The organism is Oceanisphaera sp. IT1-181 (assembly GCF_033807535.1).
Lineage (GTDB): Bacteria > Pseudomonadota > Gammaproteobacteria > Enterobacterales > Aeromonadaceae > Oceanimonas.
This window is the reverse complement of the sequence record NZ_CP136856.1, coordinates 301,986-325,000: the sequence shown is the minus strand read 5'-3', so window position 1 is coordinate 325,000 and position 23,015 is coordinate 301,986. Positions and strand designations below refer to the sequence as shown.

The window sequence follows — 23,015 nt, the reverse complement described above, 5'->3', positions numbered from 1 at the left end:
CAATTGGCCATAAGGCAATGCTACATGCCTGCACTGTTGGAAATCGAGTGTTGATCGGTATGGGGGCGATTGTGCTGGATGGAGCTAACATTGCCGATGAGGTGATGGTCGGTGCTGGTAGTTTGATACCGCCAGGTATGCAATTGGCATCGGGCTACTTATATATGGGTAGCCCTGCCAGACAAGTGCGACCATTAACGACGGCAGAGAAAGCCTTCTTCTCTGAGTCCTCCACTAACTATGTACGCCTAAAAGACGAATATCTTAAAGAGGCTGAGGAATAAGGCATACGGGGTGCGGTTATAACAATAAGCTGCCATCTGGGCTAAAGGCTTCTTGGCCAACAAGCTCGCTCACTTGCTCTTCTATATCAAAGCGTACTGACTCAAAGGCCAGCATAATGTTGGCTTCATCTACTAACGCTTGTCCGGTGAGATGCTCAAGCCTGGATAAACTGAGGTAGCAGATGACTTGGCCGCCAAACCACTGGGCAGTAAAAGTTAGCCTTTGCTGCTCTGGCTGCCAATTAAGATCGTCATTAACAATAATATCCTGATTCATGTGCCACTCCTTTACACGGGAACCGCAAGCTGCTCACGTAGCGCCTCGAGTACCGGCATCACTTTAGGCCGTACTCCGCGCCAGATATAAAAACTTTCAGCGGCCTGCCCGACAAGCATCCCTAAGCCGTCATATCTGTGTTCAAGCCCTTGCTCTCTGGCCCACGCCAGAAACGGGGTTTCTATAGCGCTATACATCATGTCGTAAACACGGGTGTGCGCATGACACACCTGCTCACTTAAGGATAGCGTCTCGCCCTGTAAACTGGCGGAGGTGCTGTTGATGATAATATCAAAGGGCTGCTCCAGCGCCTCGAGCGGTGCGCTGCTAATATTGCCGAGCTCGGCAAAATGCTGAGCCAACTCTTCGGCGCGCGCCGGGGTGCGATTAGCAATCACTATTTGTGCCGGTAGCTCGGCTAATAATGGTGCCAGCGCACCACGTGCCGCACCGCCTGCGCCTAATAATAAGATCTTAGCGCCGCTTAAGGTAAAGCCGAGGCGTTTGAGATCCATCACTAAACCTGCGCCATCGGTGTTATCGCCGAGCCAACGTCCATCCGCCAATAGATGCAGTGTATTCACCGCACCCGCCAGTTCAGCTCTGGGAGTCAGTTCATCGGCGATGTCCAAGGCTTGAGTCTTGAACGGCACCGTAACATTACAACCTTTACCACCCTCGGCTGCAAAATGACGCAAACTATCAGCAAAGCCATTTAACGGAGCGAGCAGGCGCTGATATTCAAGCGTTTGCTCCGTTTGCTCGGCAAATTGCTGATGGATAAACGGAGATTGGCTGTGCTTGATGGGGTGCCCAATAACGGCATATCTGTCCATGATGTTTGCTCTCGCTGACGGTGTAACGGCTGAATTAAACACTATTGAGTCTTAAGTAGACGGTAAATGCACTGATATTGCCAGTACATACATTTTTTGGTTGCAAAAATTACCAAAACGAATAGATTTTGCGCTAACGAACAAAAATATTGTGGCTCGCATTGGATACTGAACTGTTAAAAACCTTTCTAGAAGTTTCGCGCACTCGCCATTTTGGCAAAGCTGCGGAGCATCTGTACCTGACGCCATCGGCGGTCAGCTTTCGCATTCGCCAGTTAGAAAGTCAGCTGGGCGTAACGCTCTTTACGCGTCTGCGCAATAATATCCAGCTCACCTCTTCTGGTGATGCACTTATTCCTCATGCCGAGTCCATGCTACTAGCTTGGGCTCGGGCGCAACATGAAGTGGCATTGAGCGAACGGCAAACTCAGCAACTGGCGGTGGCCGGCACCGCCAACTTGTGGGACGCTTACCTGCAAGAGGGGTTGCATCGCTTGTATTGCGAGCTGCCGGCGTTGTCATTACGCGCCGATATTCGCACGCCTGAGCAGATGACCCGCGCGCTATTAAGTCGTACCTTAGATTTGGCCTTTTTAACGGATCCTGCGCGTATCGAAGGCGTGCACCATGTGGCCATTCACACCATGGAGCTGCAACTGGTGTCGTCGCATCAACATTTAGATACGGCGAAGGCGATGGCGGAAGATTATATCCGCATCGACTGGGGCACGGCGTTTAACACCCAGCACGCCAAATTATTTAATGCCAGCACGCCGCCCATCTTGCATACGGGCTCGGTGCGCATCGCGCTTGAGTATTTACTGCATCATGGGGGCAGCACTTTCTTGCCCAGCTCCATGATTAATACCTACCAACAGCAAGAGCAGCTGTTTGTAGTGGCCGATACGCCGTCCATTAGTCGCGAAGTCTATGCGGCTTATTTACCCGGTGGGGAGCGCCAAGGCTTAATCGATCAAGTGGTCTCCTTGTTTGCTCCCCAAGGCGGGGAAGACTAAACCCAGACTCTGGGCACCAAGAAGTCATTTAATTTGGCTTCTTTGGTGCCTGGTTCGGGTTGCCAGTCATATTCCCAGCGCGCCAGCGGTGGCATCGACATTAAAATAGACTCGGTGCGACCGCCCGTTTGCAAACCAAACAGCGTGCCTCTGTCATAAACCAAGTTAAATTCCACATAACGGCCCCGACGATAGAGCTGAAACTGACGCTCTTGCTCGGTATAAGGCGTGTCTTTGCGCTTTTCGATAATCGGCAGGTAGCCATCTAAATAGCCGTTACCGACTGCTTGCATAAATTCAAAGCAGCGCTCAAACGGCCACTGATTTAAGTCATCGAAAAACAAGCCACCCACACCGCGCGTTTCATCTCTGTGTTTCAGATAGAAGTAATCATCACACCATTTTTTATATTCTGGATACACCTGCTCACCAAAGGGCGCGCACAAGTCATGAGACACTTGATGCCAATGTTGGCAGTCTTCTTCTACTGGATAAAAAGGCGTTAAGTCAAAACCGCCGCCAAACCACCACACCGGATCCGCGCCTTCTTTTTCGGCAATGAAGAAGCGCACGTTGGCATGACTGGTCGGTAAATGCGGATTGTGCGGGTGGATCACCAGTGATACGCCCATGGCTTCAAACGAGCGACCTGCCAACTCAGGGCGATGGGCCGTGGCCGAAGCCGGCATGGCATCGCCATGTACATGAGAGAAGTTAACGCCGCCTTGTTCAATGACGCTGCCATGGCGCATCACGCGACTTCTGCCACCACCGCCTTCGGCGCGCTCCCAACTGTCTTCAATAAATTGGCCAGTACCATCGGCCGCCGCTAAACCGGCACAAATATTATCTTGTAACTGTAATAAAAAGGCTTTCACGGCCTGGATATCAGGTTGAGTGCTCATTGATTTCTCTCTCAGAGTTCAAATTCAGGCGGGACGCAACTTAAGCCGGTCGTAGCTTAAGCCGGTCGTAATATGGCGCCGGTACTGCCATCGCGGATCAAAGAAGGGTTAGCCCGCCCTTCGGTGGTGCCAGGTAAAATATAATCCAGCTTATCGCCTAACTGCAGTGTAAGTTGCTCGGCGGTGCGCGCCGGCGGCTGGCCGGCAATATTGGCACTGCTGGACACCAGTGGCTTGCCAAAGGCTAAACAGAGATCGTGCACTTGGGGATGCGCACTTACCCGCACCGCCAGTGAGTCGAAGCGTCCTTTAAGCCAAGTGGGGACTTCTGTCTTAGCAGGGATGACCCAAGTATTGGGCCCAGGCCAAGTATTGAGGATCTCGCTCAAGCGTCCCTCAGGCAATTTACTCAAGTCTAAATAAGGCAGTAACTGACTCATATCAGCCGCCACCAGTACTAGGCCCTTTTCAAGCGGCCGCTGTTTTATTTCCAGCAAGCGCTGCACGGCGGCCCCATTATCAGGGTCGCAGCCCAAACCAAAGACGGCTTCAGTGGCATAGCCAATCACGCCGCCTTGACGCAATTGCTCTAAGGCTAAATGCAGGTTATTCGCGTTCATCAGTGTATTAATTCCTTAGCCCTGTGTGTCATTAAAAAGTGCGATATCAGAGCGTTTCAACAAGCTGTGCTTGATGATAACCACAGCCTTTTTTCGGGCAATGCAGTTGGCCTTTGCGCTCCACCAAGATGGTAAAGCCACAGTCGGGGCACGCCTGTGCCACCGGCTTGTCATTACTGATAAAGCGACATTGGGGATAGTGATTGCAGGCATAAAAGCGTTTGCCATAACGGGAGGTTCTGGCCACCAATAGCCCTTTATTGCACATGGGGCAGCTGGGCTCGGCGTCACCTTGGTCGTTGATATCGGCAATATGATGGCACTCAGGGTAATGAGTGCAGCCAATGAAGAGACCAAAGCGGCCTTTTTTAAGGGCGAGCGGATGCTGACATTGGGGGCATTCGCTGCCCTCAAGCACTTTTTCGATGTCTTGATCCGGTTCAACCACTTTAAGTGGCCGCAGATAATCACAGATAGGATAAGAAACGCAGCCAAGAAAAGCGCCATGTTTGCCATGACGTAACTCAAGCGCCGCACCACATTGGGGGCAAGGGGACTGCTCCCACTCAGGAGCCATTTCTTTAGTACTAAATAGACTGGAATCGATTTTCGACATACCGCGCCTCCGAATGCATTACTGCAATTCTATCAGCGCGGCGCCGTTCAGTGAACCGCCCCTTCTGGTTGCTCAAAAATAAGCTCTTCCAGTTGGTGATAAGCGGACTCGCCACCCGGTACATTAAACAGCACCATCATGGCCACCCATTTCAGATCATCTAACTCGATCTCGGGCGGATCCAGCTCCATCAGTCGCTCAATCACTATCTCGCGGGTGGCGGCGTTCAAGACCTGGATCTGTTCTAAGAACAACAAAAAGCCTCGGCCTTCTGCGTCGATTTTAAACATCTCTTCTTGCGTGTAAATGCGAAATGAGCCGGGTTCAGACATAGCCCAAGCAGGTGTTTCTTCTGCTTCTTGTAACTCAGCCAAACGTTCTAGCCAAGCTAGCGCCTTGAGGATCTCTTGCTTTTGAAAGCCTGCTTGGCTTAATTCATCGGCGAGTTCATCCTGTTCTACCATGGTCTCTACATCGGTGTGGATGTAGCTTTCGAATAAGTACATGAGTACCTCGAACATGATCATCCCCTTCTCGCTCTGACATAACCCCCAGGTACAGATGCCACCCAGCCAGCCAACTCCAGTTCGACCAACCGAATAAGCACTTCCTGCACCGGCTGCTGACAACGGGTTACAATCACATCTAACGCCGTTGCCTCTAGTCCTACGTTATCCAACAACTCCGGATAAGGCAATAATTCGCCCGAATTTGCAGCAAGAACTTTGACCTCTGCCACTGAAAATACATTTAGCTCTTCTAATATGTCATTGGCACTTAATACTAATTTAGCTCCTTGCTGGATCAGCTGATTGCAGCCCCACGCCAACGGATTTTGCCAAGCCCCCGGAATGGCAAACACCTCCCGCCCTTGCTCCAGCGCGTAACGCGCCGTAATCAGCGAGCCACTACGCTCGGCCGCTTCCATGACTAACACCCCTAAACTTAAGCCGCTGATAATGCGATTACGCCGTGGAAAGTGATGCGCCAGCGGCCCTATCCAAGGATAACATTCAGAGATTAAGGCACCTCCCGACGCTATTAATTCGGTGGCCAAGCTTAGGTGGCGCTTGGGATACACCTTAGCTAAGCCCGAGCCCAACACGCCTAAGCTAATGCCGCCCGCGTCTAAGGCTGCTTGATGGCTAAGCCCATCGATGCCGAGTGCTAGACCAGAGGTGATAATGGCGCCGGCTTCAACCAAGGCCGGGATCAAAGTTTTGGTGTTTTCTTTGCCCACATAAGAGGGATGACGACTGCCAACGACTGCAATCTGCGGTCGAGTTAAAGCATTAAGCTCGCCTTCCACAAATAATATTAAGGGTGCCGCCGGTATGGCTTTTAGTTGCGCCGGATAATCGGGATTATCCCAAGTGATAATATGGCGGTTGGAGGCCGCTTGCTGCCACGTCAATATGGGTTCAAGTAGCTCAAAGTGCGCAGTTTGTAACTGGCTTAATTGCTCGGCGCTTAATTTGGTTTGCTGAAGATTTTCTGGCAGATACCAATGCTCGCCTAAGGTTTGGTAGAGCTTAAGGGCGCGCACCGGACCTATGCCGTGAGTGTGCTGCAGAGCCAACCAAGGCAATAGGGGGTGTTGTGTTAACCTTGATGCCGTCATTTGCCACCTCATCCATAAGTATGGCCATGCTTATCAAGCAAAGATCTGAGTTAATGCCTAAATAGGCTGCAATCAGCACCGTTTTGACCCGGATTTTTGAGTTAGCTGGAGCTGTTGTTAACTCTTGCTGTTTTTTGTGCGCCGACATGGCTAAAATAGTACCAATATCGATAGATAAAAGAGTTTATTTGTTATGGCAAAATTATTACCTGTATTACGTTTCCCCGATGAGCGCCTGCGTACCGTGGCCCAACCCATTACCGAATTCACGCCTGCCTTAGGCCAAATTGTAGATGATATGTTTGAAACCATGTACGCAGAAGAAGGCATAGGCCTAGCTGCGACTCAGGTGGATATTCATCAGCGCTTGATCGTGATCGACGTTTCCGAAGACAGAGCGGAACAGCTGGTGCTGATCAATCCGGAGATCTTGGAGCAAAGCGGCAGCACCGGTATTGAAGAGGGTTGCTTGTCGGTACCCGGCGCACGTGCGCTGGTAGAAAGAGCCGAATTTGTTAAGGTGCGCGCCCAAAATTTACAAGGCGAGACCTTTGAATTGGAAGCAGATGAGCTACTCGCTATCTGTATTCAGCATGAAATGGATCACTTAATTGGTAAGTTGTTTGTGGATTATTTGTCGCCGTTAAAGCGCCAGCGCATTCGCCAAAAAATGGAAAAGCTGACCAAGCAAGAAGCCCAAGAACTGCAATCATAAGGACGCCTTTTGAGCTCACTCAATATTATCTTTGCCGGTACGCCGGATTTTGCTGCCCGCCATTTACAGGCTTTGCTGGGTTCTGAACATAAAGTGGTGGCGGTTTACACCCAACCGGATCGCCCCGCTGGCCGCGGTAAAAAATTAACCCCGAGTGCGGTTAAAGTGGCCGCCGAGCTGGCCGGTATTCAGGTATTACAGCCGCCAAGCTTGCGTGATGAAACTGCCCAACAAACATTAGCCGCACTGAATGCGGACATTATGGTGGTAGTGGCCTACGGTTTGATCTTGCCCCAAATGGTATTGGATGCGCCGCGTTTGGGCTGCATTAACGTGCATGGTTCTTTGTTACCACGCTGGCGGGGTGCTGCACCCATTCAGCGCGCCATTTGGGCCGGCGACGCGGAGACCGGTGTCACCATCATGCAGATGGATAAGGGCTTGGACACCGGCGACATGCTGCACATCGCCAGTTTGCCAATTGAAGCCTCTGACACTTCAGCCAGCCTCTATGAAAAGCTAGCCGAGATTGGCCCAAGCGCATTATTGGAAAGTCTGACCGTGATTGCCAATGGCAAAGCTAAGCCTGTGGTGCAAGACGATGCGTTGGCGAATTACGCCGAGAAACTCTCTAAAGAAGAAGCGCACATCGATTGGCAACAATCCGCGGCGCACATTGAGCGTTGCGTACGAGCTTTTAACCCGTGGCCGTTTAGTTACTTTTTAGTGGGCGAGCACAATATTAAAGTCTGGCAAAGCCAAGTGCTGACCGATGCTGATCTTACATCGCACAGCCCTGAGTCCACACAAATAAGTGCTGCACCCGGTACTATCATTAGCGCCAGTAAGGCGGGAATCGATGTGGCCACCGGTGATGGCGTACTGCGTTTGCTGAGCCTACAACCGCCCGGCAAAAAAGCCATGAGCTGTCAGGATTTGCTCAATGCGCGTAAAGACTGGTTTCAAGTAGGCGCCGTTCTTAGCTAGATATAGCTCTTAGCTAGGCACATTTATCAGCTAAATATGGCTCTCGCCTCAACACCCTTAAACATTAGTGGTAACTCTATGAAAACCCGTGCCGCCGCAGCCAATATCATTCATCAGGTGCTTAACCAAGGTCAGTCCTTATCCGGCTTACTGCCCCGCTATCAGCAAGACGTCGCCGCCAAAGACCGCGCCCTGTTGCAAGAGTTGTGCTTTGGTACCTTGCGTTGGTATAGCAGACTTGATGCCATCACCAAGCCCTTATTGGAAAAACCACTGAAGGGTAAATACCGTGTGGTGCATTCCTTAATTTTGGTCGGCATCTATCAGCTACTGTATACCCGCATTCCGCCCCATGCGGCGCTGGCCGAAACCGTCAACGCCTGCAAAATACTGAAAGCAGAGCCGTTTAAAGGCATGGTGAACGGTATTTTACGCAACGTACAACGCCAAGAAGCAGAGCTCACCACCAAAGTCGACTTGCTGCCTCAGCTACGCTTGGCGCACCCTAATTGGCTGGTAAAGCGTATTCAGCAGGCCTATCCCAAGCAGTGGCAAGATATTCTCACCGCCAATAACCAGCATCCGCCGATGTGGATCCGCGTAAATCAAAGCCAACACAGTCGCGAAGACTACTTGGCCATGTTAGCCGCCGCAGAAATTAGCGCCACGCCAGACGCAATCGCAGACAGCGCGCTTTGTTTAGGCCGACCATTAGATGTGACGTTATTGCCTGGCTTTGAGCAAGGGGCAAGCTCGGTGCAAGACGCCTCGGCCCAATTGGCGGCTCAGTTACTAGATGCCCAAACGGGTGAGCTGGTATTGGATGCCTGCGCGGCACCCGGTGGTAAAACGGCACATATTTTAGAGCGCCAACCTGGCGTAAAAGAATTAGTAGCGGTGGATCTGGACGGCGAGCGCTTAAAACGGGTGCATCAAAACTTAGATCGCATGGGTTTGCAGGCCACGGTCATAGAAGCGGATGCGGCAGCGCCTGATACTTGGTGGCAGGGTGAGAATTTTGACCGCATCTTGCTGGATGCACCTTGCTCCGCAACCGGCGTTATTCGTCGACATCCGGACATTAAATGGCTGCGCCGCGCCGAAGATATCGCCAAATTAGCCAAGCTGCAGGCGCAGATTTTGGATGCACTGTGGTTAAAGTTAGCCCCCGGCGGCACGCTGCTATATGCCACTTGCTCGATTTTACCCGATGAGAACAGCGAACAGATCATCGCTTTCTTAAGCCGTACGCCAGATGCGCAGCATATAGCACTGCATGCAGATGATACGCCCGCCACTCCAGGCTGGCAGATTTTGCCAGCAGCCGAGCAAGGCGACGGTTTTTATTATGCCAAGCTCACTAAAAAAACAAGTAAATTAGCATGAAGATCATCATCTTGGGCGCAGGCCAGGTAGGCGGCACCTTAGCCGAAATCTTGGTCAGTGAAAATAACGACATCACAGTCGTCGATACTAACGCCGAGCGGCTGCGCGAACTGCAGGACAAGTACGACTTGCGGGTGATTAACGGCCACGGCGCTTACCCTAACGTGCTACGCGATGCCGGTGCTCAAGATGCGGATTTGCTGGTGGCGGTGACCAGCAGCGATGAAACCAACATGATTGCCTGCCAAGTCGCCTACTCGTTATTTAATACGCCCAATAAGATAGCGCGCATTCGCGCACCGGAGTTTTTAGCCGAGCGGGAGCGTTTATTCCTTAATGAGGCGTTGCCGGTTGATAACTTGATAGCGCCTGAGCAGCTGGTGACCGAATATATTTATCGGTTAATTCAGTATCCAGGCGCCTTGCAGGTGGTGGACTTTGCCCAAGGCAAGGTCGGCTTGGTAGCCATTAAAGCCTATTATGGCGGCCCATTAGTGGGTAATGCGTTGTCGAGCTTACGGGATCATATGCCGGGCATTGATACCCGAGTGGCGGCGATTTTTCGCCAAGACAGACCGATACGTCCGCAAGGTACCACCATTATTGAAGCCGATGACGAAGTATTCTTCGTGGCGGCGAGTGGTCATATTCGTGCGGTAATGTCTGAGCTGCAGCGCGTAGAAAGCGATTATAAGCGCATTATGATTGTCGGTGGCGGCCACGTAGGTGCGGGATTGGCCAAGCGGTTAGAAAAAAAATACTCGGTCAAACTGATTGAGCACAATTTAAAAAGAGCCGAGCAACTGTCGGAATTGCTGGAAAACACTATCGTCTTTTGTGGTGATGCGGCGGACGAAGAATTATTGATTGAAGAGCATATCGAGCAGATCGACGTCTTTATTGCCGTAACCAATAAAGACGAGGCCAATATTATGTCGGCCATGCTGGCAAAGAAACTCGGCGCCAAGAAAACCATGGTGCTAATTCAGCGCAGTGCCTACGTCGACTTAGTACAAGGCGGCAGCATAGATGTGGCGATTTCACCCCAGCAAGCCACCATCTCCGCGTTACTGACCCATGTGCGCCGCGCCGATATCGTGAACGTGCATTCATTGCGCCGCGGTGCAGCCGAAGCCATTGAAGCCATCGCCCACGGCGACAGTGCTACCTCTAAGGTGGTGGGCCGCCAAGTGGGCGATCTCAAACTGCCACCAGGCACCACTATCGGCGCCATAGTACGGGGTGATGAAGTGATCATTGGTCACAACCAAACGGTGATCGAGCAAAACGATCATGTGATCCTATTCTTAGTCGATAAGAAGTTTATCCCTGAAGTGGAGCGCCTGTTCCAACCCAGTCCCTTCTTCCTCTAGTCGTACAGGAATTGTTGGCGAAAGCCACAGTCGGGAGGTATAGATGTTTAATACTAGACCTCTCGCTTTTATTCTCGGCTCCGTATTATCTAAATTAGCCCTCTTTATGTGGCTGCCGACCTTATTGGCCTTATTTGGCCAAGGCGCGGGGTTTGAAGAGTTTTTACTGGCCACCCTGCTCACCCACGTCACGGCACTCTCCCTCTGGCTGCTCGGTCGAGGAGCAAAAGTACACCTTAGAGTGAAAGAGATGTTTTTGCTCACCACGCTAGTGTGGCTGTGTGTTTGTGTGTTCGGCGCCCTGCCGTTTGTGTTTATCAGCCACATTAGCTTTACCGACGCCTTCTTTGAAACCATGTCAGGGGTGACCACCACCGGTTCCAGCGTATTAACGGATCTTGCACATCAGCCCAGCGCCATTTTGCTGTGGCGATCCCTACTACAATGGCTAGGAGGCGTCGGTTTTATCGTAGCAGCAGTCGCCATTTTGCCGAACCTCAACGTCGGCGGCATGAAGCTATTCAAAACCGAATCTTCAGACTGGTCCGATAAAAGTGCGCCCCGTGCAGCGACTATGGCTAAGCGTATCGTCTGGCTCTACATCATACTCACCGTCATGTGCATGCTCGGCTATTACGCGGGCTCCGATATGAGCGGGTTTGAGGCCATTAATCATGCCATGACCACTTTAAGCACCGGCGGTTACTCCACCACAGATCAATCGATGAACCATTTTTCGGTAGGCGCGCACTGGGTGGCTATCATATTTATGTTTATTGGCGGCCTGCCATTTTTATTGATGGTGTACAGCCTACAACAACAGCATTGGCATCTGATCAAAGACGCCCAAGTGCGTGGTTTCTTGGTCTTAGTGTTGGGTACTGCTTTGGTGTTGAGCGCCTATCTTTGGCTAACGGGTCGCTATGCTTGGCCGGATGCTATTCGTATCGGATTATTTAATTTGATTTCGGTGATCACCACCACGGGTTATAGCCTCGAAGACTTTAGCGGCTGGGGGCCTTTTCCGTTGCTGTTGTTTGGCTTGCTGATGGTGTGCGGCGCCTGCTCTGGCTCAACCGCCGGTGGCTTTAAAATTTTCCGTTTTCAGGTGGGCATGGTGCTCTTTAAAAAGCAGCTCTACTTGCTGATCCACCCCAGAGCCGTGGTCGGACAGCGCTATAACGGCCGCCATGTGAGCGACGATATTGTGCGCTCCCTGATCACTTTTATTTTCGGCTATTTTGCCACCATAGTGCTATTGGCATTAATGCTGGCTTTGCTGTCATTGCCACCGCAAGTGGCGCTGTCGGCCGCCATGACGGCGGTGGCCAACGTAGGCCCTGGCCTCGGCGATACCATAGGGCCCAACGGCAACTTTTCCAGCTTACCGGATGGCGCAAAGTGGTTATTAGCCATCGGCATGCTGATGGGGCGGTTAGAAATTATGACGGTGATGGTGTTGTTCTTCCCGCGCTTTTGGCGGAGTTAAAACAGTGCCTGAAGCGCTAAGCTGAAAGCTGGAAAAACAAAGCGGCAGATTGGATGTTAGGTGTTAACTTTTCGCTGCAAGCTTAATGCTTTCAGCTTTCTCGGGTAGGCTGTCTTCACTGCGTGCGGCTTCGCGCAAGTGCTCCGGCAAGGGCTTAGTCACCTCAACGCCCAACTCACGAAAGGCTTCCGCTTGGCGAATCAAGTTGCCACGGCCACTGCTCAGTTTCTTCATGGCGCGCTGATAGCTGTCTTCCGCCTTATGCAGAGAGTGGCCCACCGCTTCCATGTCTTCGGTGAAAGAGCGCAGCTTTTCATAGATTTTACCCGCCGATTCGGCAATTTTACGGGCATTTTGATTTTGTCGCTCTACCCGCCATAGGTTTTCTATGGTGCGCAGTGCCACCAATAGGTTGGTGGGGCTGACCAATAAAATATTATTGTCTAAGCCGTATTTAACTAAGCCGGGCTCGGCTTCTACCGCCACCAAAAATGCCGGCTCGACCGCCACAAACATCAGCACATAATCCAGGGTACGCACCCCTTGTAGCTGTTGATAATCTTTGCGGCCTAACTCGCGAATATGCCCGCGCACCGAGTTTACATGCTCGCGCAAGGCTTGCTCGCGCGCCTGTGCATCTTCGCCGTTGTAGTAGCGCTCATAAGCGGTAAGCGAAACTTTGGCGTCGATAATAATGTCTTTGTCTTGGGGGAGATGCACCACCACATCCGGCTGGTAGCGTTTGCCCTCTGCATTATTTAAGCTGAGTTGTGTGCTGTATTCATGGCCTTCGCGCAGCCCAGACTCCGACAATACGCGCGACAGTACCACTTCCCCCCAATTACCTTGCTGCTTACTGTCACCTTTTAGAGCGCGGGTGAGCGCAGTGGTATCGGCACTCATTTGTTGATGCAGCTCGGCTAAGCGTTCAATTTCAAATTTAAGGCTGTGCCGTTGGCGACTTTCATCCGCGTAGGTTTCTTGAATATTACGGCGAAAGCCGTCTAACTGCTCACGCAGTGGCGTCAATAAACCGTCCAAACTGTGCTGGTTAAGCTCACGAAAGTTATGAGTTTTTTGCTCGAAAATACGCTGAGCTAAGTTTTCAAACTGCTGGGCGACGCGGGCCTCGCTGGTTTCAAACTTCACTTGCTTGTCGGCAGCCCACTGGCGCTCTTGGCGCAGCAGGGTTTCATATTCTTTGAGCCGGCCATTCATCTTTAACACCAACTGCTGTTGCTGCTCCAGTTTTTGCCGCGTTTCTTGCAGCTCTTGGTGTTTATCCTGCAACAAGGTTTGCCCTTGTTGCACTTGCTGGACTAATAGTTGCACTTGCTGGGCTAACAGCTGCAAGCGAGTGCCTAAGCTTAAACGCGTCAGCCCCCAGCCGAGCAGTAAACTGCTAGCCGCCACTAGATAAGGCCATATCAAAGGGAATGTCAGCATATTAGCGCCTGCGTTGTTCGAGGAGGGCTTTTACGTGACGATTAAAGCGCAGCCACAATAAAACATATAACAGGTAAATTAAGATAATCAGCCACTTATGCTGATTAATGCCATTATCGAAGTCAGCAAAGCCCACGCCGCTAAACTGCACGTAGAGCACGAGTAGCAAAGGAAACATTAAGAATACCGACCAGCGCCAGCACTGGCCGAGCAAGGAGATAATGACACTGTTATTTAAGGCGCTGGTATTCAAGGCTGGTTACTCAAGGTGTAATCGCTAAAGGTGTAATCGCTCAATCCGTGATTCGGGAGCTTATCGGCCTTTAGCTTAACAGCGAAGGCCGCAACATTCAGCCCCGAGATAACATGCCACCCTGCGTATGCAGGTAGTGTTTAAGACGCTCACTGGGGATAGAGCTGGTTGACGATAACGCATACGCCGCCCATTGGCTGGCTTGATTAAGTGCGCTGGCCATCGGCAACTTTTCCAATAAGCCATGGATCAAACCACCGGCAAAGGCATCACCGGCACCAGTGGCATCCACCACCGAGACCAAAGGTGCGGGCACTTGAATATGCTGTTCAGCAGAAAATGCCTCGGCGCCCTGCTCGCCACGGGTAACGACCAACCATTGCAGGCTGTCGCCGGCCAACTGTTGGGCATGGTGCCAGAGGTTATCTTGATGGCCGCTGAGTCCGGTATTTAGGTTGGCATTAACATTAGCGCTCAAGTCTGCATTTAGGTCAGCACTTAGGCCGGCACTCAAGTCAGCATAAGAGGCGATCATTATCTGACACGGCCGTGACCAGCGCCCACCTTTCGGATATTGGCTGACCACTAAGGTGTGATCGAGCATGCCAGCCATATAGGCCGCCGCGTCAGCGCCTTCATAATTGACATATAAACAATCGACGATAGAACTGGGTAGCTTGCTGGGTAGCGCAGGTCGCCGATGTTGGCGCAAAATCGTGCGCTCACCGCCGCCGTCCACAAGTACCAATAGCTCGCCGGTTTCGCCCGAAAATTGCTCCACCTCGCTAATATCTAAGCCTAGCTCAGTGGCCGTTTTTAATAACCAAGCGCCGGTTTCGTCGTTACCTACCCGCGATAAAATGCGCGCTTGATGGCCCGCCCACAGCAAACCAATGCCAGTGTTGGCCGCACCGCCGCCTAAGCGACGGCCTTGATCCCGATACTGTAAACGACTGCCGGCAATGAGCGGCTCATCCAATGCCAAGACCCGATCGCAGTTTAAGTTGGCCAGCAGCCGAATATTTGCCATGGTGCGCCTTTGTTTGTTAGCTATACGATGGATACAACGCTTAATCGGCGCGACTCACATACCGTTTATCTGTGGTATGAATCCGCACCCGATCGCCGATTGCCAAGTACTCCGGGACTTGTATGGTTAAACCGGTGGCGAAGGTGGCCGGCTTAGTGCGCGCCGAGGCGGAAGCCCCTTTAAGCTCGGGCACCGTATCTATGATTTCCATTTCCACGGTTTGCGGTGGCTCCAGACCGATGATCTGTCCGTCGATTAATAACGCCTGAATGCCAACGGTGCTTTCATCTAGAAACAACAGCTCATCCGCGATATCGGTGCTGCGAATCGGATACTGGCTGAAGTCGTCGTTATCCATAAAGATATGCTCTTCGCCATCCACATAAGACAACACCACGGTGCGGCGTTGCAGCTCTATGGTAGTGAGCTGATCGTCGCCCTTAAAGCGCTCTTCTACTTTATGACCGGATCTCAAATCGGTAAAGCGCATTTTATATAAGGTAGCACCACCACGGGCGCTGGGGGTTTGCATATCGATATCACGCACCATCAGTAACTTGCCATCAAGCTCAACAACCAAGCCTTTTCTGATCTCACTTGCCTTTGCCATATCCGTCTCCGCAGTCGCGCCTATCAATTAAGGTGAAACTGCATCTTAGCCAAGACCCATCCTTTCAGCTAGCGTTAGGCGCTCAGTCTGTCTACTAGGTAAAAGCTGACTGTCTCTTCATGTTTGCAAAGGAGCCGCAAAATTGCCTCCACCAACGCGCTAAACTGCATCCTGCGACGCTCGGCAAATGCCGTCGACCGCCATGGATGGTGGGAGTGTCAACATGGCAGGAGCGTTTGTTGACCATGGCATTTGATGGTTGGTTACGGCAGCTCCTGCGACTCCTTCCATCTGAGTTCGCTGTTAATACCGCTTATAGACAGCTTCGCTATCTATGGAATAACAAATCAGCTAAATACAATCAGGCCACCCTAAGGTGGCCTGATTGTTATTAAGTGCGATGCAAACGCTACGCTCAGTTAAATTAAGCTTGCAGCACTTTATCTAATGCCTGTTCAAAGGTGGCGACCGTGGCGGCTACGTCTTGCAGTTTTTCTAGCCCAAAGAGGCCGACGCGAAAGGTCTGAAAATCCGCAGGCTCGTCGCACTGTAATGGCACGCCGGCGGCAATTTGCAATCCTTGGTCGACAAACTTGCTGCCATTTTTAATGGCCGCATCTTGGGTGTAACAAACAATCACACTCGGTGCGGCAAAGCCGTCAGCGGCCAAGCTCTTAATGCCACGCGCGGCCAGTGCGGCGCGTACGCGCTCGCCCAATTGCTGTTGGCGCAACTTCATTTCCGCAAAGCCAAGACCAGCAATTTCGGTAATGGTGTCGCGAAATTGTACCAAGGCATCGGTGGGCAAAGTGGTGTAATAAGCATGACCGCCTTGTTCGTAGGCTTCCATCACTTTTAACCACTGCTTTAAGTCACAGGCAAAGCTGGTGCTTTGGGTTTGTTCTGCGCGAGCTCGGGCGCGCTCACTGAGCATCACTAAACCGCAGCACGGCGAGCTGCTCCAGCCTTTTTGTGGTGCACTGAGCAACACATCTACGCCGCAAGCTTTCATATCCACCCAAGTGGCACCGGAGGCGATGCAGTCCAGCACAAATAATCCGCCCACTTCATGGGTGGCTTGGCTCACCGCTTTCAGGTAATCATCCGGTAAAATCATGCCGGCTGCAGTTTCTACGTGAGCGGCGATCACCACACCTGGCTTATTGGTGCGAATATGGTTGACCACTTCTTCAATGGGCGCAGGCGCAAAGGCGGCTTGTGGCCCATCTTCAATGGCGCGGGCCTTGAGTACGGTTTCTGAGGCAGGAATATGGCCGGCGGCAAAAATTTGGCTCCAGCGATAGCTAAACCAACCGTTGCGAATAATCAGGCAATCTTGGTCTGTCGCAAATTGGCGCGCCACGGCTTCCATACCAAAGGTGCCACTGCCGGGGATCACGGCCACCGCATCCGCTTGGTAAATATCTTTTAACGCACCCGAGATATCACACATCACCTGTTGAAAACGTTGTGACATATGGTTGAGTGCGCGGTCGGTATAAACCACTGAAAATTCCCGCAGACCTTCTGGATCAACATGGGGTAACAATCCGGACATAAGCACCTCTGTGTTTCTATAACTAATGTAACAAGCCTGCCGCGTGAGCGAGTCTAGCTTGCCAGCAGCTTGGTTGTGGTATCCAGACCTATAGCCGACTTTAGCGAACATTGAACTCGTCGCAGGGTAAACTTGCAACGGTAACGGCAAAGTACAGCTACACCCGAAGGGGCGAGTGATGAGTCTGAGCTAACCTATCATCTTAGCCCAGGAGGGTAAGAAGGGTTAAGCCTGAGTCTGTTAATAATGCCCAATCTAGGGGTAAATAACAAAGATCTAATACACAAATCTTCTTACCTTGCCTCTGCCAGCAGACCTATCGTCGGTGTTACTATATGCACACTATTTTCAACTAGCATGTTAACTCCCATAAGTAAGGTGAAATTCGATGAAAGAAACGTTTAGCTTAGAAGGCAATCCCTTTATTCCCCTGCACAACTTACTCAAAGTATTGGGCTGGTGTGAGTCCGGCGCCATGGCAAAAGATGTTATCGATGTGGGCTTGGTTACGGTAGATGGCGAAGTGGAACTGCGTAAACGCTGCAAGATCATTGAAGGTCAGGTGGTGCGTTTTCAAAAGCAAGAAGTGGCTGTGACTGCTTAACGTGAATAGTGAGGGGTGAAGCATGAAGAGAAAAATCACACTTTGGCAGCGGATTACGCTGCACGTCTTGCACCCCCGATACGTTTAAACCGGCCCCAGTAGACGCATGTGCCAATCGGTGACTTGGTCTGCGGCTAAATAATCGATGGCCTTTTGCCGCCAGCTGGGCGATAACGCCGTTACTGCTGCCAACTCCTGCAAACGCTCGCTCGAGTAAGCCAAGTTATAAACAATGTCGGCGGCCCGCTTTACCGACATCTCGGGATGCGGGCGCTCTACCAGCGTCAAGGTGGCCTCGGGATTAACGGTGCCGGTTTCTAACACCCGCAGCAACCAACCGGTGCGACCATTGGCTTGTACCAGCACCGAGAAAAAGTCACACCCAAAGCGCGCATTAAGCTTATAGCACGGCGAACGCGGTTGGCTGATTTGCACTAATGCTTCGTCTAATCGGTAAATATCACCAATACAGACATTCGCTTCTGTTAAGCCCATCCCTGAAATATTTTCACCAAAACCGCCCGCCGTGAGCGGTGGCAAAACACGACTGTTATTACTACCGTCACTACACAAGCCCATGCCCTGAAACCAGCTTTGCCAATAGGAATAATGCTCCCGCGGATAATAATGCAGCGCACGCTCTGGGCCACCGTGAAACTGGCTCGACACTTGGGTGTCATCCACTAAGCCATTAACATCACAAAATTGCGGCGTACGAATTCGCCGTTTATCGATGGCACTATTAATATGCTCGTTAAGCATGGCGGCTGTGCCCGCCAATATAGTCACCTGCATGCTTCCTCCTGCCCTGTTGTGCGGTTGACGGCTAATAGCTAAATTGAGGTGCTAGATTCAGATATTCGGTTCAAGCACTAGGCTCAAATACTAGACTCTGCTACTAATCTTAGCGCCTGACTCGCCGGCCACTTTTACAGCACTCAGGCCCATTTCCACGGCTATTCACCCAATGACGGCGCTTTGTCCTTGAAAAATCAGCCGTTGCTGTTCACTATTCTTACATCACCCGTGGCGAGCGCTTAAGTGGCAGAATTTTATGCTCGCTACGAGTAAATAATAATAATATTAAAGGAGCCATTATGAGAATTGCGATATTAAGTGCCAGCGCCCTACTACTGACCGCCTGCAGTGGCGGACCTACGGTAGTGAACTCTGATTTACAGCATCATCACTGGAATTTAAGTGCCATCAATGGCGTCGCGATTGCCACTGAGATTAAGTCAGACTTAGAAATTGCCGAGCACTTCACCATTAACGGTTTGGCCGGCTGCAACCGCTTCTTTGGTAGCGCCACGCTAGAGGGTAACCGTTTAGTGGCGGATCCGTTAGCCAGCACTCAAATGGCCTGTTCACCGGCGGAGCAGAAGGTAGAGCACGCTGTATTGCAGACGCTGGGTAAGGGCGCGACCGTTAATAATAACGGCAATGAGCTGGAGCTAGTCGGAGCGCAATATACGCTAACCTACACCTTGGCCGATTGGATGTAATGTAAGTCCGAGCACTCTTAAGCGCATGCCCTTAAAAGAGTGCTCTATAAGCGACCGTACTTAAGCCACCGCACATAAGTACGGCGGCTTACCTTAGCTATACACATCAGTGAGGCTTCATTATGACTGCATCTGCAATGCTGGTTTGCCCAGCCTGTCAGGCTAAAAACCGAGTACCCGAGGCACGTTTAGCCGAACAGCCTAAATGTGGTAAGTGTCAGGCGCTTTTGTTGTCTGCCGAGCCTCTGGTCTTGAATGGCGCCCTGCTCGGCCGCTTGCTGGCTCACGAAAGTTTACCGCTAGTGGTGGACTTTTGGGCACCCTGGTGCGGCCCTTGCCAACAAATGGCGCCAACATTTGCAGCAGCTGCGGCCAATTTTCAAGGGCAATTGCGCTTGGCGAAGCTGGATACCGAAGCTCACTCGGCAGCGGCGGCTCAATGGGCAATTCGCTCGATTCCGACCTTAATTGCCTTTCATCAAGGCAAAGAGATTGCACGCCAATCCGGTGCGCTCTCTGCCGGTCAGTTACAACAATGGCTGCAAAGCTTAGCAGTGTAATGCCAACGGCTGCGTTTTTTAGCTAAGCCAGCGCGGCCGTTAAACAACACACTTAAAACATCATATAACGCGGAAAGTGGTAGCACATTCGGGCCGCTTTTCTATAATGGCGCTAGCCGCACTCTGGCTAGGGTAAATGGGTGCGGGTCGCTCACAATTCTCGGTCATGATCATGGATCACAGGGCCTGCAAACTGATATAACGAGGTTTTATACCCGTGGGATACATAATGGATCAAGCTGAACTAGCGCGCTTAGCACGCATCTTAGAGCAAACCCGCAGCATAGCGCTGGTGGGTGCGTCTAATCGTCCAGAGCGGGCGAGCTATCAAGTGATGGACTATCTATTACAACAGGGCTTTAACGTGCATCCGGTTAATCCACAATTAGCCGGTGCCGTGATCTTGGGCCAAGCTTGTGTGGCCGAGCTTGATGAGCTCGAACAGCCCGTGCAATTGGTTAATGTATTTCGCCGCGGTGAATTTGCCGCTCTGCTCGCCGAACAAGCCATAGAGCAAGATGCGCAATGTTTATGGCTGCAAGAGGGAGTGATCTGCGAGGCCGCTGAAGAGTTAGCGAAAGAAGCCGACTTGGATTATGTAGAAGACCTCTGTATCAAGAAAGTGCACCAGCAATTAGCGCAACAGTCTCAGCAAGCATAAAGCCTTATCATTCTGTTATAATCGGTGGGCTCAGCCTTGAGCCCACCGTTAGTACTTATATGTATTACATGAGTACAAGATGAGTGCTTATATGCACTGCATGAAAATTATATAAGAGCACAGCGCCTTAATGACCACTGTGCGCATGGGCATTATCATCATGTGAGCCATGCTCAGCGGCTGTTGGGTCTGCATCTACGGCAACTTCGATATCGACTTTACCCGCCTCTTTAAAATGCAAGGTTACCGGAAACTTAGTCCCTTCTGCCGGTACTTCTTTAAGACCCATCAACATTAAATGCACACCACCCGGTGCCAGCTTTTGCGCGCTGTGCGCGGCAATCGTCAAGTCACCCAGTTGGCGCATCTTCATCAGATCGCCTTCTTTAATGTGGGTATGTATCTCTACTGTATCTGAAATTGGGCTTTCGGCTCTGAGCAATACATCGTCCGCATCTCCGTTATTGGTCACGGTAAAATAAGCCACGCCTACCTTAGCCACCGGTGGTAAAGGGCGCGCCCAAGGATGAGCTATATCAAGATCGCCGGCCTGAAAACTGTGCGCAGCAACCGCTGTAGAGCCCAATAGCAGCGCCGAGGCCAATAACATTTTTAAAGACATCATGTGCAATTCCTTATTAGTGAAGGCAGTTCAGATCTTAATAGCCCGTGAAACCCAGCAGTTTTATACAAGGCGGCAGCTCAACATACAAGCGTTTAGCCATGCTGATAGCCAATCCCTTCATCACGCCCAGCGCCGACAAAAAATCGGTGTCGTCCGTCAACCAGTGCCATCGTTAAAAATTAGTGCGCGAGCGCTGTGGTGAGCAAGGCAAAAAATTCTGCTACCGGCATCGGCCTGTGATATTTAAAACCTTGCAGATAATGGCAGCCTTGCTGTTGCAGCCAATGTTCTTGATCTACATTTTCGACGCCTTCCGCCACCACGGTTACGCCTAAGCCACGGGCCATGCCTAATACCGACAAGGTAATAGCACAATCATCCGGATTATGGGGTAGCTCTTGAATAAAGGAGCGGTCGATTTTTAGCTTGGTAAACGGCAGGTTTTTGAGACGTAACAAGGATGAATAGCCGGTACCAAAATCATCAATCGACAGCTTAATGCCCATGCGTACCAACTGATCTAAGGTTTGACGCAAGATATTAGAATCGCCCTTGATGGCATCTTCGATCATTTCCAGCTCAAGCTGGTGCCCTTGGATCTGATACTGCTCCAGCAAATTAAATACTTTATCAGCCAGTTGCGGGTCCATAACCGTATCAGCCGATAAATTCACCGCTACGGTTGGCATCGACAGCCCCAGTGCCCGAGCCTGCTTAATATCTTGGCACACCCGCTCCAACACCCAACAATCCAGCTCCGCCATTAAGCCAGCTTCATAAGCCAAAGGTAGAAACTCCGCCGGTGATAAAAAACCAGCACTGGGATGGGGCCAGCGCACTAAAGCCTCACAGCTCACTAGCGTTTGTGCATCGGCGGACATAATCGGCTGATAAAAAACACTTAAACCTTCATTGGCAAGGGCGTCTATTAACTGATTTTCTAATAAAAAACGGGCTTTAGCAGAGGCGGACACGGCTTGATTATAAAATTGCGCTTGGCGACGACCGCAAGCCTTGGCGTGATACATGGCAGACTCGCTACAGCGCAGCAAGCTTGTAATGTCCTCCGCATCATTCGGATACACGGCCACACCGACACTCGTGGTCACAGCCAGCTTTTGCTGGGCGATATACAGCGGTTGATTCACCGCCTCCATAATGCTCGCCACCGTGGCTTCGAGTTTATGGTCATCGTCTGCCCAGCAATACAACAAGGTAAACTCATCGCCACCCACTCGCGCTACCATGTCTTTGCCGGACAGCAACACCCCCCGTAACCGGGCCGCAATTTCGCTGACTACCGCATCCCCTACTGATGCGCCCATGCCATTATTAATGGCATTTAGCCGGTCAATATCAAACCACAACAGCGCGAAGCCATGGGGAGCGGGCTTTTGCATCAGTTGCTGCATGCGGTGTTGCAAAGCACGTTGATTTTGCAGACCCGTAAAATCATCGTGATGCGTAATATAGTCCAGCTCTTTGCGGCTATTAAGCCAAGCTTGATGGGTATTAATCAGACTAATGGTGTCAGCAAAAGCGGCGGCGCAAGCAATATCAGCCAAGCTCCAACGGCGCTGTTCATTGTTTTCGAGACAGAGGACGCCGTATAAGCGATTACCGTCATAAATAGGTGCATCCAGTATAGATGCGCCGACCACAGCGGTACCTAAATAGCATTCTTGCAAGGAGCGAGTGCGGGGGTCTTGAATAACATCATGCGTAAATAATATTTCAGTTTCTTCCAATGCTCTGAAATACAGCGGATGCTGGGTACGCTCTAACGTATACGGAATATAATGATGACCAAGCTGGGGCTGATAATAGAGCTCGCGGTTTAGGCTAGCGCCACACAGGCTCATACTCCAAATAGCCACGCTGTCGGTGTTAAGTAAACCTCCACACAGCGCGAGCAAGGCTTCCCATTTTTTACGCTGGCTAAGCCCGCTAAAACTCGCGCCATGCACCAGCTGCATTAACGCTTTGTGATAACTAAAAAAGGTCTGAACTTGTTCCACAGATAATCCATTAACTGATG

The 23,015-nt window shown here is 51.2% G+C and carries 26 protein-coding genes (1 of these 26 only partly in view); 11 read left to right on the top strand and 15 right to left on the bottom strand.

The window, feature by feature from the left end; translation table 11 throughout:
- A protein-coding gene (locus R0134_RS01510; RefSeq protein ID WP_319783156.1) for a gamma carbonic anhydrase family protein crosses the window boundary here: on the top strand, positions 1-284 show its 3' portion. Its footprint begins 262 nt before the window's first position; 284 of the gene's 546 nt are visible here — the last part of the coding sequence; its start codon lies off the left edge, out of view; the stop codon is at positions 282-284.
- Between the two features lie 16 nt (positions 285-300).
- Here the strand turns inward: R0134_RS01510 and R0134_RS01505 are convergent, their stop codons facing one another.
- Together R0134_RS01505 and aroE are read right to left on the bottom strand one after the other, a co-directional pair.
- A complete protein-coding gene (locus R0134_RS01505; protein ID WP_319783155.1) occupies positions 301-561 on the bottom strand; it encodes a DUF1488 domain-containing protein in 261 nt (86 codons plus the stop codon).
- A gap of 11 nt (positions 562-572) precedes the next feature.
- A complete protein-coding gene (aroE, locus tag R0134_RS01500; protein WP_319783154.1) occupies positions 573-1,397 on the bottom strand; it encodes a shikimate dehydrogenase in 825 nt (274 codons plus the stop codon).
- Positions 1,398-1,558: 161 nt separating this feature from the next.
- Between aroE and hdfR the strand changes: the two genes are divergently transcribed.
- Positions 1,559-2,413 carry an HTH-type transcriptional regulator HdfR gene (gene hdfR, locus R0134_RS01495; protein WP_319783153.1) on the top strand — a complete coding sequence of 285 codons (855 nt, stop codon included), beginning with the start codon at positions 1,559-1,561 and terminating at the stop codon, positions 2,411-2,413.
- On the opposite strand, the gene hemF is transcribed toward hdfR, so the two are convergent.
- Genes hemF through dprA form a run of 5 tightly spaced genes read right to left on the bottom strand, consistent with a single transcriptional unit; the run spans position 2,410 to position 6,175 of the window.
- A complete protein-coding gene (gene hemF / locus R0134_RS01490) occupies positions 2,410-3,318 on the bottom strand; it encodes an oxygen-dependent coproporphyrinogen oxidase (protein WP_319783152.1) in 909 nt (302 codons plus the stop codon). The two genes, hdfR and hemF, sit on opposite strands and share 4 nt — an antisense overlap.
- Positions 3,319-3,374: 56 nt before the next feature.
- A complete protein-coding gene (locus R0134_RS01485; protein WP_319783151.1) occupies positions 3,375-3,938 on the bottom strand; it encodes a Sua5/YciO/YrdC/YwlC family protein in 564 nt (187 codons plus the stop codon).
- Positions 3,939-3,984: 46 nt separating this feature from the next.
- Positions 3,985-4,554 (bottom strand): type I DNA topoisomerase, encoded by a 570-nt coding sequence (locus tag R0134_RS01480; RefSeq protein WP_319783150.1) that lies wholly within the window; start codon positions 4,552-4,554, stop codon positions 3,985-3,987.
- A 47-nt stretch (positions 4,555-4,601) separates the two neighbouring features.
- Positions 4,602-5,075 (bottom strand): DUF494 family protein, encoded by a 474-nt coding sequence (locus tag R0134_RS01475; RefSeq protein ID WP_319783149.1) that lies wholly within the window; start codon positions 5,073-5,075, stop codon positions 4,602-4,604.
- A gap of 2 nt (positions 5,076-5,077) precedes the next feature.
- On the bottom strand, positions 5,078-6,175 hold the full coding sequence (gene dprA, locus R0134_RS01470) for a DNA-processing protein DprA (RefSeq protein ID WP_319783148.1): 1,098 nt from the start codon (positions 6,173-6,175) through the stop codon (positions 5,078-5,080).
- Between the two features lie 193 nt (positions 6,176-6,368).
- Between dprA and def the strand changes: the two genes are divergently transcribed.
- The 5 genes from def to R0134_RS01445 all read left to right on the top strand — a co-directional run bounded on the left by def (position 6,369) and on the right by R0134_RS01445 (position 12,125).
- Complete coding sequence (gene def, locus R0134_RS01465) at positions 6,369-6,890, top strand: peptide deformylase (protein ID WP_319783147.1); 522 nt, start codon at positions 6,369-6,371, stop codon at positions 6,888-6,890.
- Between the two features lie 9 nt (positions 6,891-6,899).
- The gene (fmt, locus tag R0134_RS01460) at positions 6,900-7,877 is read left to right on the top strand and encodes a methionyl-tRNA formyltransferase (protein WP_319783146.1); all 978 of its coding nucleotides are present in this window, start codon (positions 6,900-6,902) and stop codon (positions 7,875-7,877) included.
- A gap of 78 nt (positions 7,878-7,955) precedes the next feature.
- Positions 7,956-9,263 carry a 16S rRNA (cytosine(967)-C(5))-methyltransferase RsmB gene (gene rsmB, locus R0134_RS01455; protein WP_319783145.1) on the top strand — a complete coding sequence of 436 codons (1,308 nt, stop codon included), beginning with the start codon at positions 7,956-7,958 and terminating at the stop codon, positions 9,261-9,263.
- Entirely contained in the window at positions 9,260-10,636 is a 1,377-nt protein-coding gene (gene trkA, locus R0134_RS01450) for a Trk system potassium transporter TrkA (RefSeq protein WP_319783144.1), read from the top strand. Before rsmB ends, trkA begins: the two co-directional genes overlap by 4 nt.
- 43 nt (positions 10,637-10,679) lie before the next feature.
- On the top strand, positions 10,680-12,125 hold the full coding sequence (locus R0134_RS01445; RefSeq protein ID WP_319783143.1) for a TrkH family potassium uptake protein: 1,446 nt from the start codon (positions 10,680-10,682) through the stop codon (positions 12,123-12,125).
- Positions 12,126-12,188: 63 nt separating this feature from the next.
- Here R0134_RS01445 and rmuC read toward each other — a convergent pair whose 3' ends face one another.
- The 5 genes from rmuC to R0134_RS01420 form a co-directional block, all read right to left on the bottom strand.
- On the bottom strand, positions 12,189-13,568 hold the full coding sequence (rmuC, locus tag R0134_RS01440; RefSeq protein WP_413641441.1) for a DNA recombination protein RmuC: 1,380 nt from the start codon (positions 13,566-13,568) through the stop codon (positions 12,189-12,191).
- A gap of 4 nt (positions 13,569-13,572) precedes the next feature.
- A complete protein-coding gene (locus tag R0134_RS01435) occupies positions 13,573-13,824 on the bottom strand; it encodes a hypothetical protein (protein ID WP_319783141.1) in 252 nt (83 codons plus the stop codon).
- Between the two features lie 97 nt (positions 13,825-13,921).
- On the bottom strand, positions 13,922-14,854 hold the full coding sequence (locus tag R0134_RS01430; RefSeq protein WP_319783140.1) for a PfkB family carbohydrate kinase: 933 nt from the start codon (positions 14,852-14,854) through the stop codon (positions 13,922-13,924).
- A gap of 40 nt (positions 14,855-14,894) precedes the next feature.
- Complete coding sequence (gene yeiP / locus R0134_RS01425) at positions 14,895-15,464, bottom strand: elongation factor P-like protein YeiP (protein WP_319783139.1); 570 nt, start codon at positions 15,462-15,464, stop codon at positions 14,895-14,897.
- A 424-nt stretch (positions 15,465-15,888) separates the two neighbouring features.
- Positions 15,889-17,022 carry an aminotransferase class V-fold PLP-dependent enzyme gene (locus R0134_RS01420; protein ID WP_319783138.1) on the bottom strand — a complete coding sequence of 378 codons (1,134 nt, stop codon included), beginning with the start codon at positions 17,020-17,022 and terminating at the stop codon, positions 15,889-15,891.
- Between the two features lie 388 nt (positions 17,023-17,410).
- On the opposite strand from R0134_RS01420, the gene R0134_RS01415 reads away from it, so the two are divergent.
- Positions 17,411-17,626 carry an RNA-binding S4 domain-containing protein gene (locus R0134_RS01415; RefSeq protein ID WP_087036644.1) on the top strand — a complete coding sequence of 72 codons (216 nt, stop codon included), beginning with the start codon at positions 17,411-17,413 and terminating at the stop codon, positions 17,624-17,626.
- An 84-nt stretch (positions 17,627-17,710) separates the two neighbouring features.
- Here the strand turns inward: R0134_RS01415 and R0134_RS01410 are convergent, their stop codons facing one another.
- Positions 17,711-18,421 (bottom strand): MOSC domain-containing protein, encoded by a 711-nt coding sequence (locus R0134_RS01410; protein WP_319783137.1) that lies wholly within the window; start codon positions 18,419-18,421, stop codon positions 17,711-17,713.
- 302 nt (positions 18,422-18,723) lie between these two features.
- Here R0134_RS01410 and R0134_RS01405 point away from each other — a divergent pair, with 302 nt between their 5' ends.
- From R0134_RS01405 to R0134_RS01395, 3 genes are all read left to right on the top strand, one after another.
- Positions 18,724-19,131 carry an META domain-containing protein gene (locus tag R0134_RS01405; RefSeq protein WP_319783136.1) on the top strand — a complete coding sequence of 136 codons (408 nt, stop codon included), beginning with the start codon at positions 18,724-18,726 and terminating at the stop codon, positions 19,129-19,131.
- Positions 19,132-19,253: 122 nt separating this feature from the next.
- Positions 19,254-19,691, top strand: a complete 438-nt coding sequence (gene trxC, locus R0134_RS01400) for a thioredoxin TrxC (RefSeq protein WP_319783135.1) — start codon at positions 19,254-19,256, stop codon at positions 19,689-19,691.
- A 229-nt stretch (positions 19,692-19,920) separates the two neighbouring features.
- Positions 19,921-20,352 carry a CoA-binding protein gene (locus R0134_RS01395; RefSeq protein WP_319783134.1) on the top strand — a complete coding sequence of 144 codons (432 nt, stop codon included), beginning with the start codon at positions 19,921-19,923 and terminating at the stop codon, positions 20,350-20,352.
- 127 nt (positions 20,353-20,479) lie between these two features.
- Here the strand turns inward: R0134_RS01395 and R0134_RS01390 are convergent, their stop codons facing one another.
- The gene (locus R0134_RS01390; RefSeq protein ID WP_319783133.1) at positions 20,480-20,977 is read right to left on the bottom strand and encodes a copper chaperone PCu(A)C; all 498 of its coding nucleotides are present in this window, start codon (positions 20,975-20,977) and stop codon (positions 20,480-20,482) included.
- A 179-nt stretch (positions 20,978-21,156) separates the two neighbouring features.
- The gene (locus tag R0134_RS01385; RefSeq protein WP_319783132.1) at positions 21,157-22,995 is read right to left on the bottom strand and encodes a sensor domain-containing phosphodiesterase; all 1,839 of its coding nucleotides are present in this window, start codon (positions 22,993-22,995) and stop codon (positions 21,157-21,159) included.
- Between the last annotated feature and the right edge of the window lie 20 nt (positions 22,996-23,015).

Coding starts and splice junctions, on each gene's coding strand:
- R0134_RS01505 (WP_319783155.1), bottom strand. CDS start 561: ATGAATCAGGATATTATTGTTAATGACGATCTTAATTGGCAGCCAGAG.
- aroE (WP_319783154.1), bottom strand. CDS start 1,397: ATGGACAGATATGCCGTTATTGGGCACCCCATCAAGCACAGCCAATCT.
- hemF (WP_319783152.1), bottom strand. CDS start 3,318: ATGAGCACTCAACCTGATATCCAGGCCGTGAAAGCCTTTTTATTACAG.
- R0134_RS01485 (WP_319783151.1), bottom strand. CDS start 3,938: ATGAACGCGAATAACCTGCATTTAGCCTTAGAGCAATTGCGTCAAGGC.
- R0134_RS01480 (WP_319783150.1), bottom strand. CDS start 4,554: ATGTCGAAAATCGATTCCAGTCTATTTAGTACTAAAGAAATGGCTCCT.
- R0134_RS01475 (WP_319783149.1), bottom strand. CDS start 5,075: ATGTTCGAGGTACTCATGTACTTATTCGAAAGCTACATCCACACCGAT.
- dprA (WP_319783148.1), bottom strand. CDS start 6,175: ATGACGGCATCAAGGTTAACACAACACCCCCTATTGCCTTGGTTGGCT.
- def (WP_319783147.1), top strand. CDS start 6,369: ATGGCAAAATTATTACCTGTATTACGTTTCCCCGATGAGCGCCTGCGT.
- rsmB (WP_319783145.1), top strand. CDS start 7,956: ATGAAAACCCGTGCCGCCGCAGCCAATATCATTCATCAGGTGCTTAAC.
- trkA (WP_319783144.1), top strand. CDS start 9,260: ATGAAGATCATCATCTTGGGCGCAGGCCAGGTAGGCGGCACCTTAGCC.
- R0134_RS01445 (WP_319783143.1), top strand. CDS start 10,680: ATGTTTAATACTAGACCTCTCGCTTTTATTCTCGGCTCCGTATTATCT.
- R0134_RS01430 (WP_319783140.1), bottom strand. CDS start 14,854: ATGGCAAATATTCGGCTGCTGGCCAACTTAAACTGCGATCGGGTCTTG.
- yeiP (WP_319783139.1), bottom strand. CDS start 15,464: ATGGCAAAGGCAAGTGAGATCAGAAAAGGCTTGGTTGTTGAGCTTGAT.
- R0134_RS01420 (WP_319783138.1), bottom strand. CDS start 17,022: ATGTCCGGATTGTTACCCCATGTTGATCCAGAAGGTCTGCGGGAATTT.
- R0134_RS01415 (WP_087036644.1), top strand. CDS start 17,411: ATGAAAGAAACGTTTAGCTTAGAAGGCAATCCCTTTATTCCCCTGCAC.
- R0134_RS01410 (WP_319783137.1), bottom strand. CDS start 18,421: ATGCAGGTGACTATATTGGCGGGCACAGCCGCCATGCTTAACGAGCAT.
- R0134_RS01405 (WP_319783136.1), top strand. CDS start 18,724: ATGAGAATTGCGATATTAAGTGCCAGCGCCCTACTACTGACCGCCTGC.
- trxC (WP_319783135.1), top strand. CDS start 19,254: ATGACTGCATCTGCAATGCTGGTTTGCCCAGCCTGTCAGGCTAAAAAC.
- R0134_RS01395 (WP_319783134.1), top strand. CDS start 19,921: ATGGATCAAGCTGAACTAGCGCGCTTAGCACGCATCTTAGAGCAAACC.
- R0134_RS01390 (WP_319783133.1), bottom strand. CDS start 20,977: ATGATGTCTTTAAAAATGTTATTGGCCTCGGCGCTGCTATTGGGCTCT.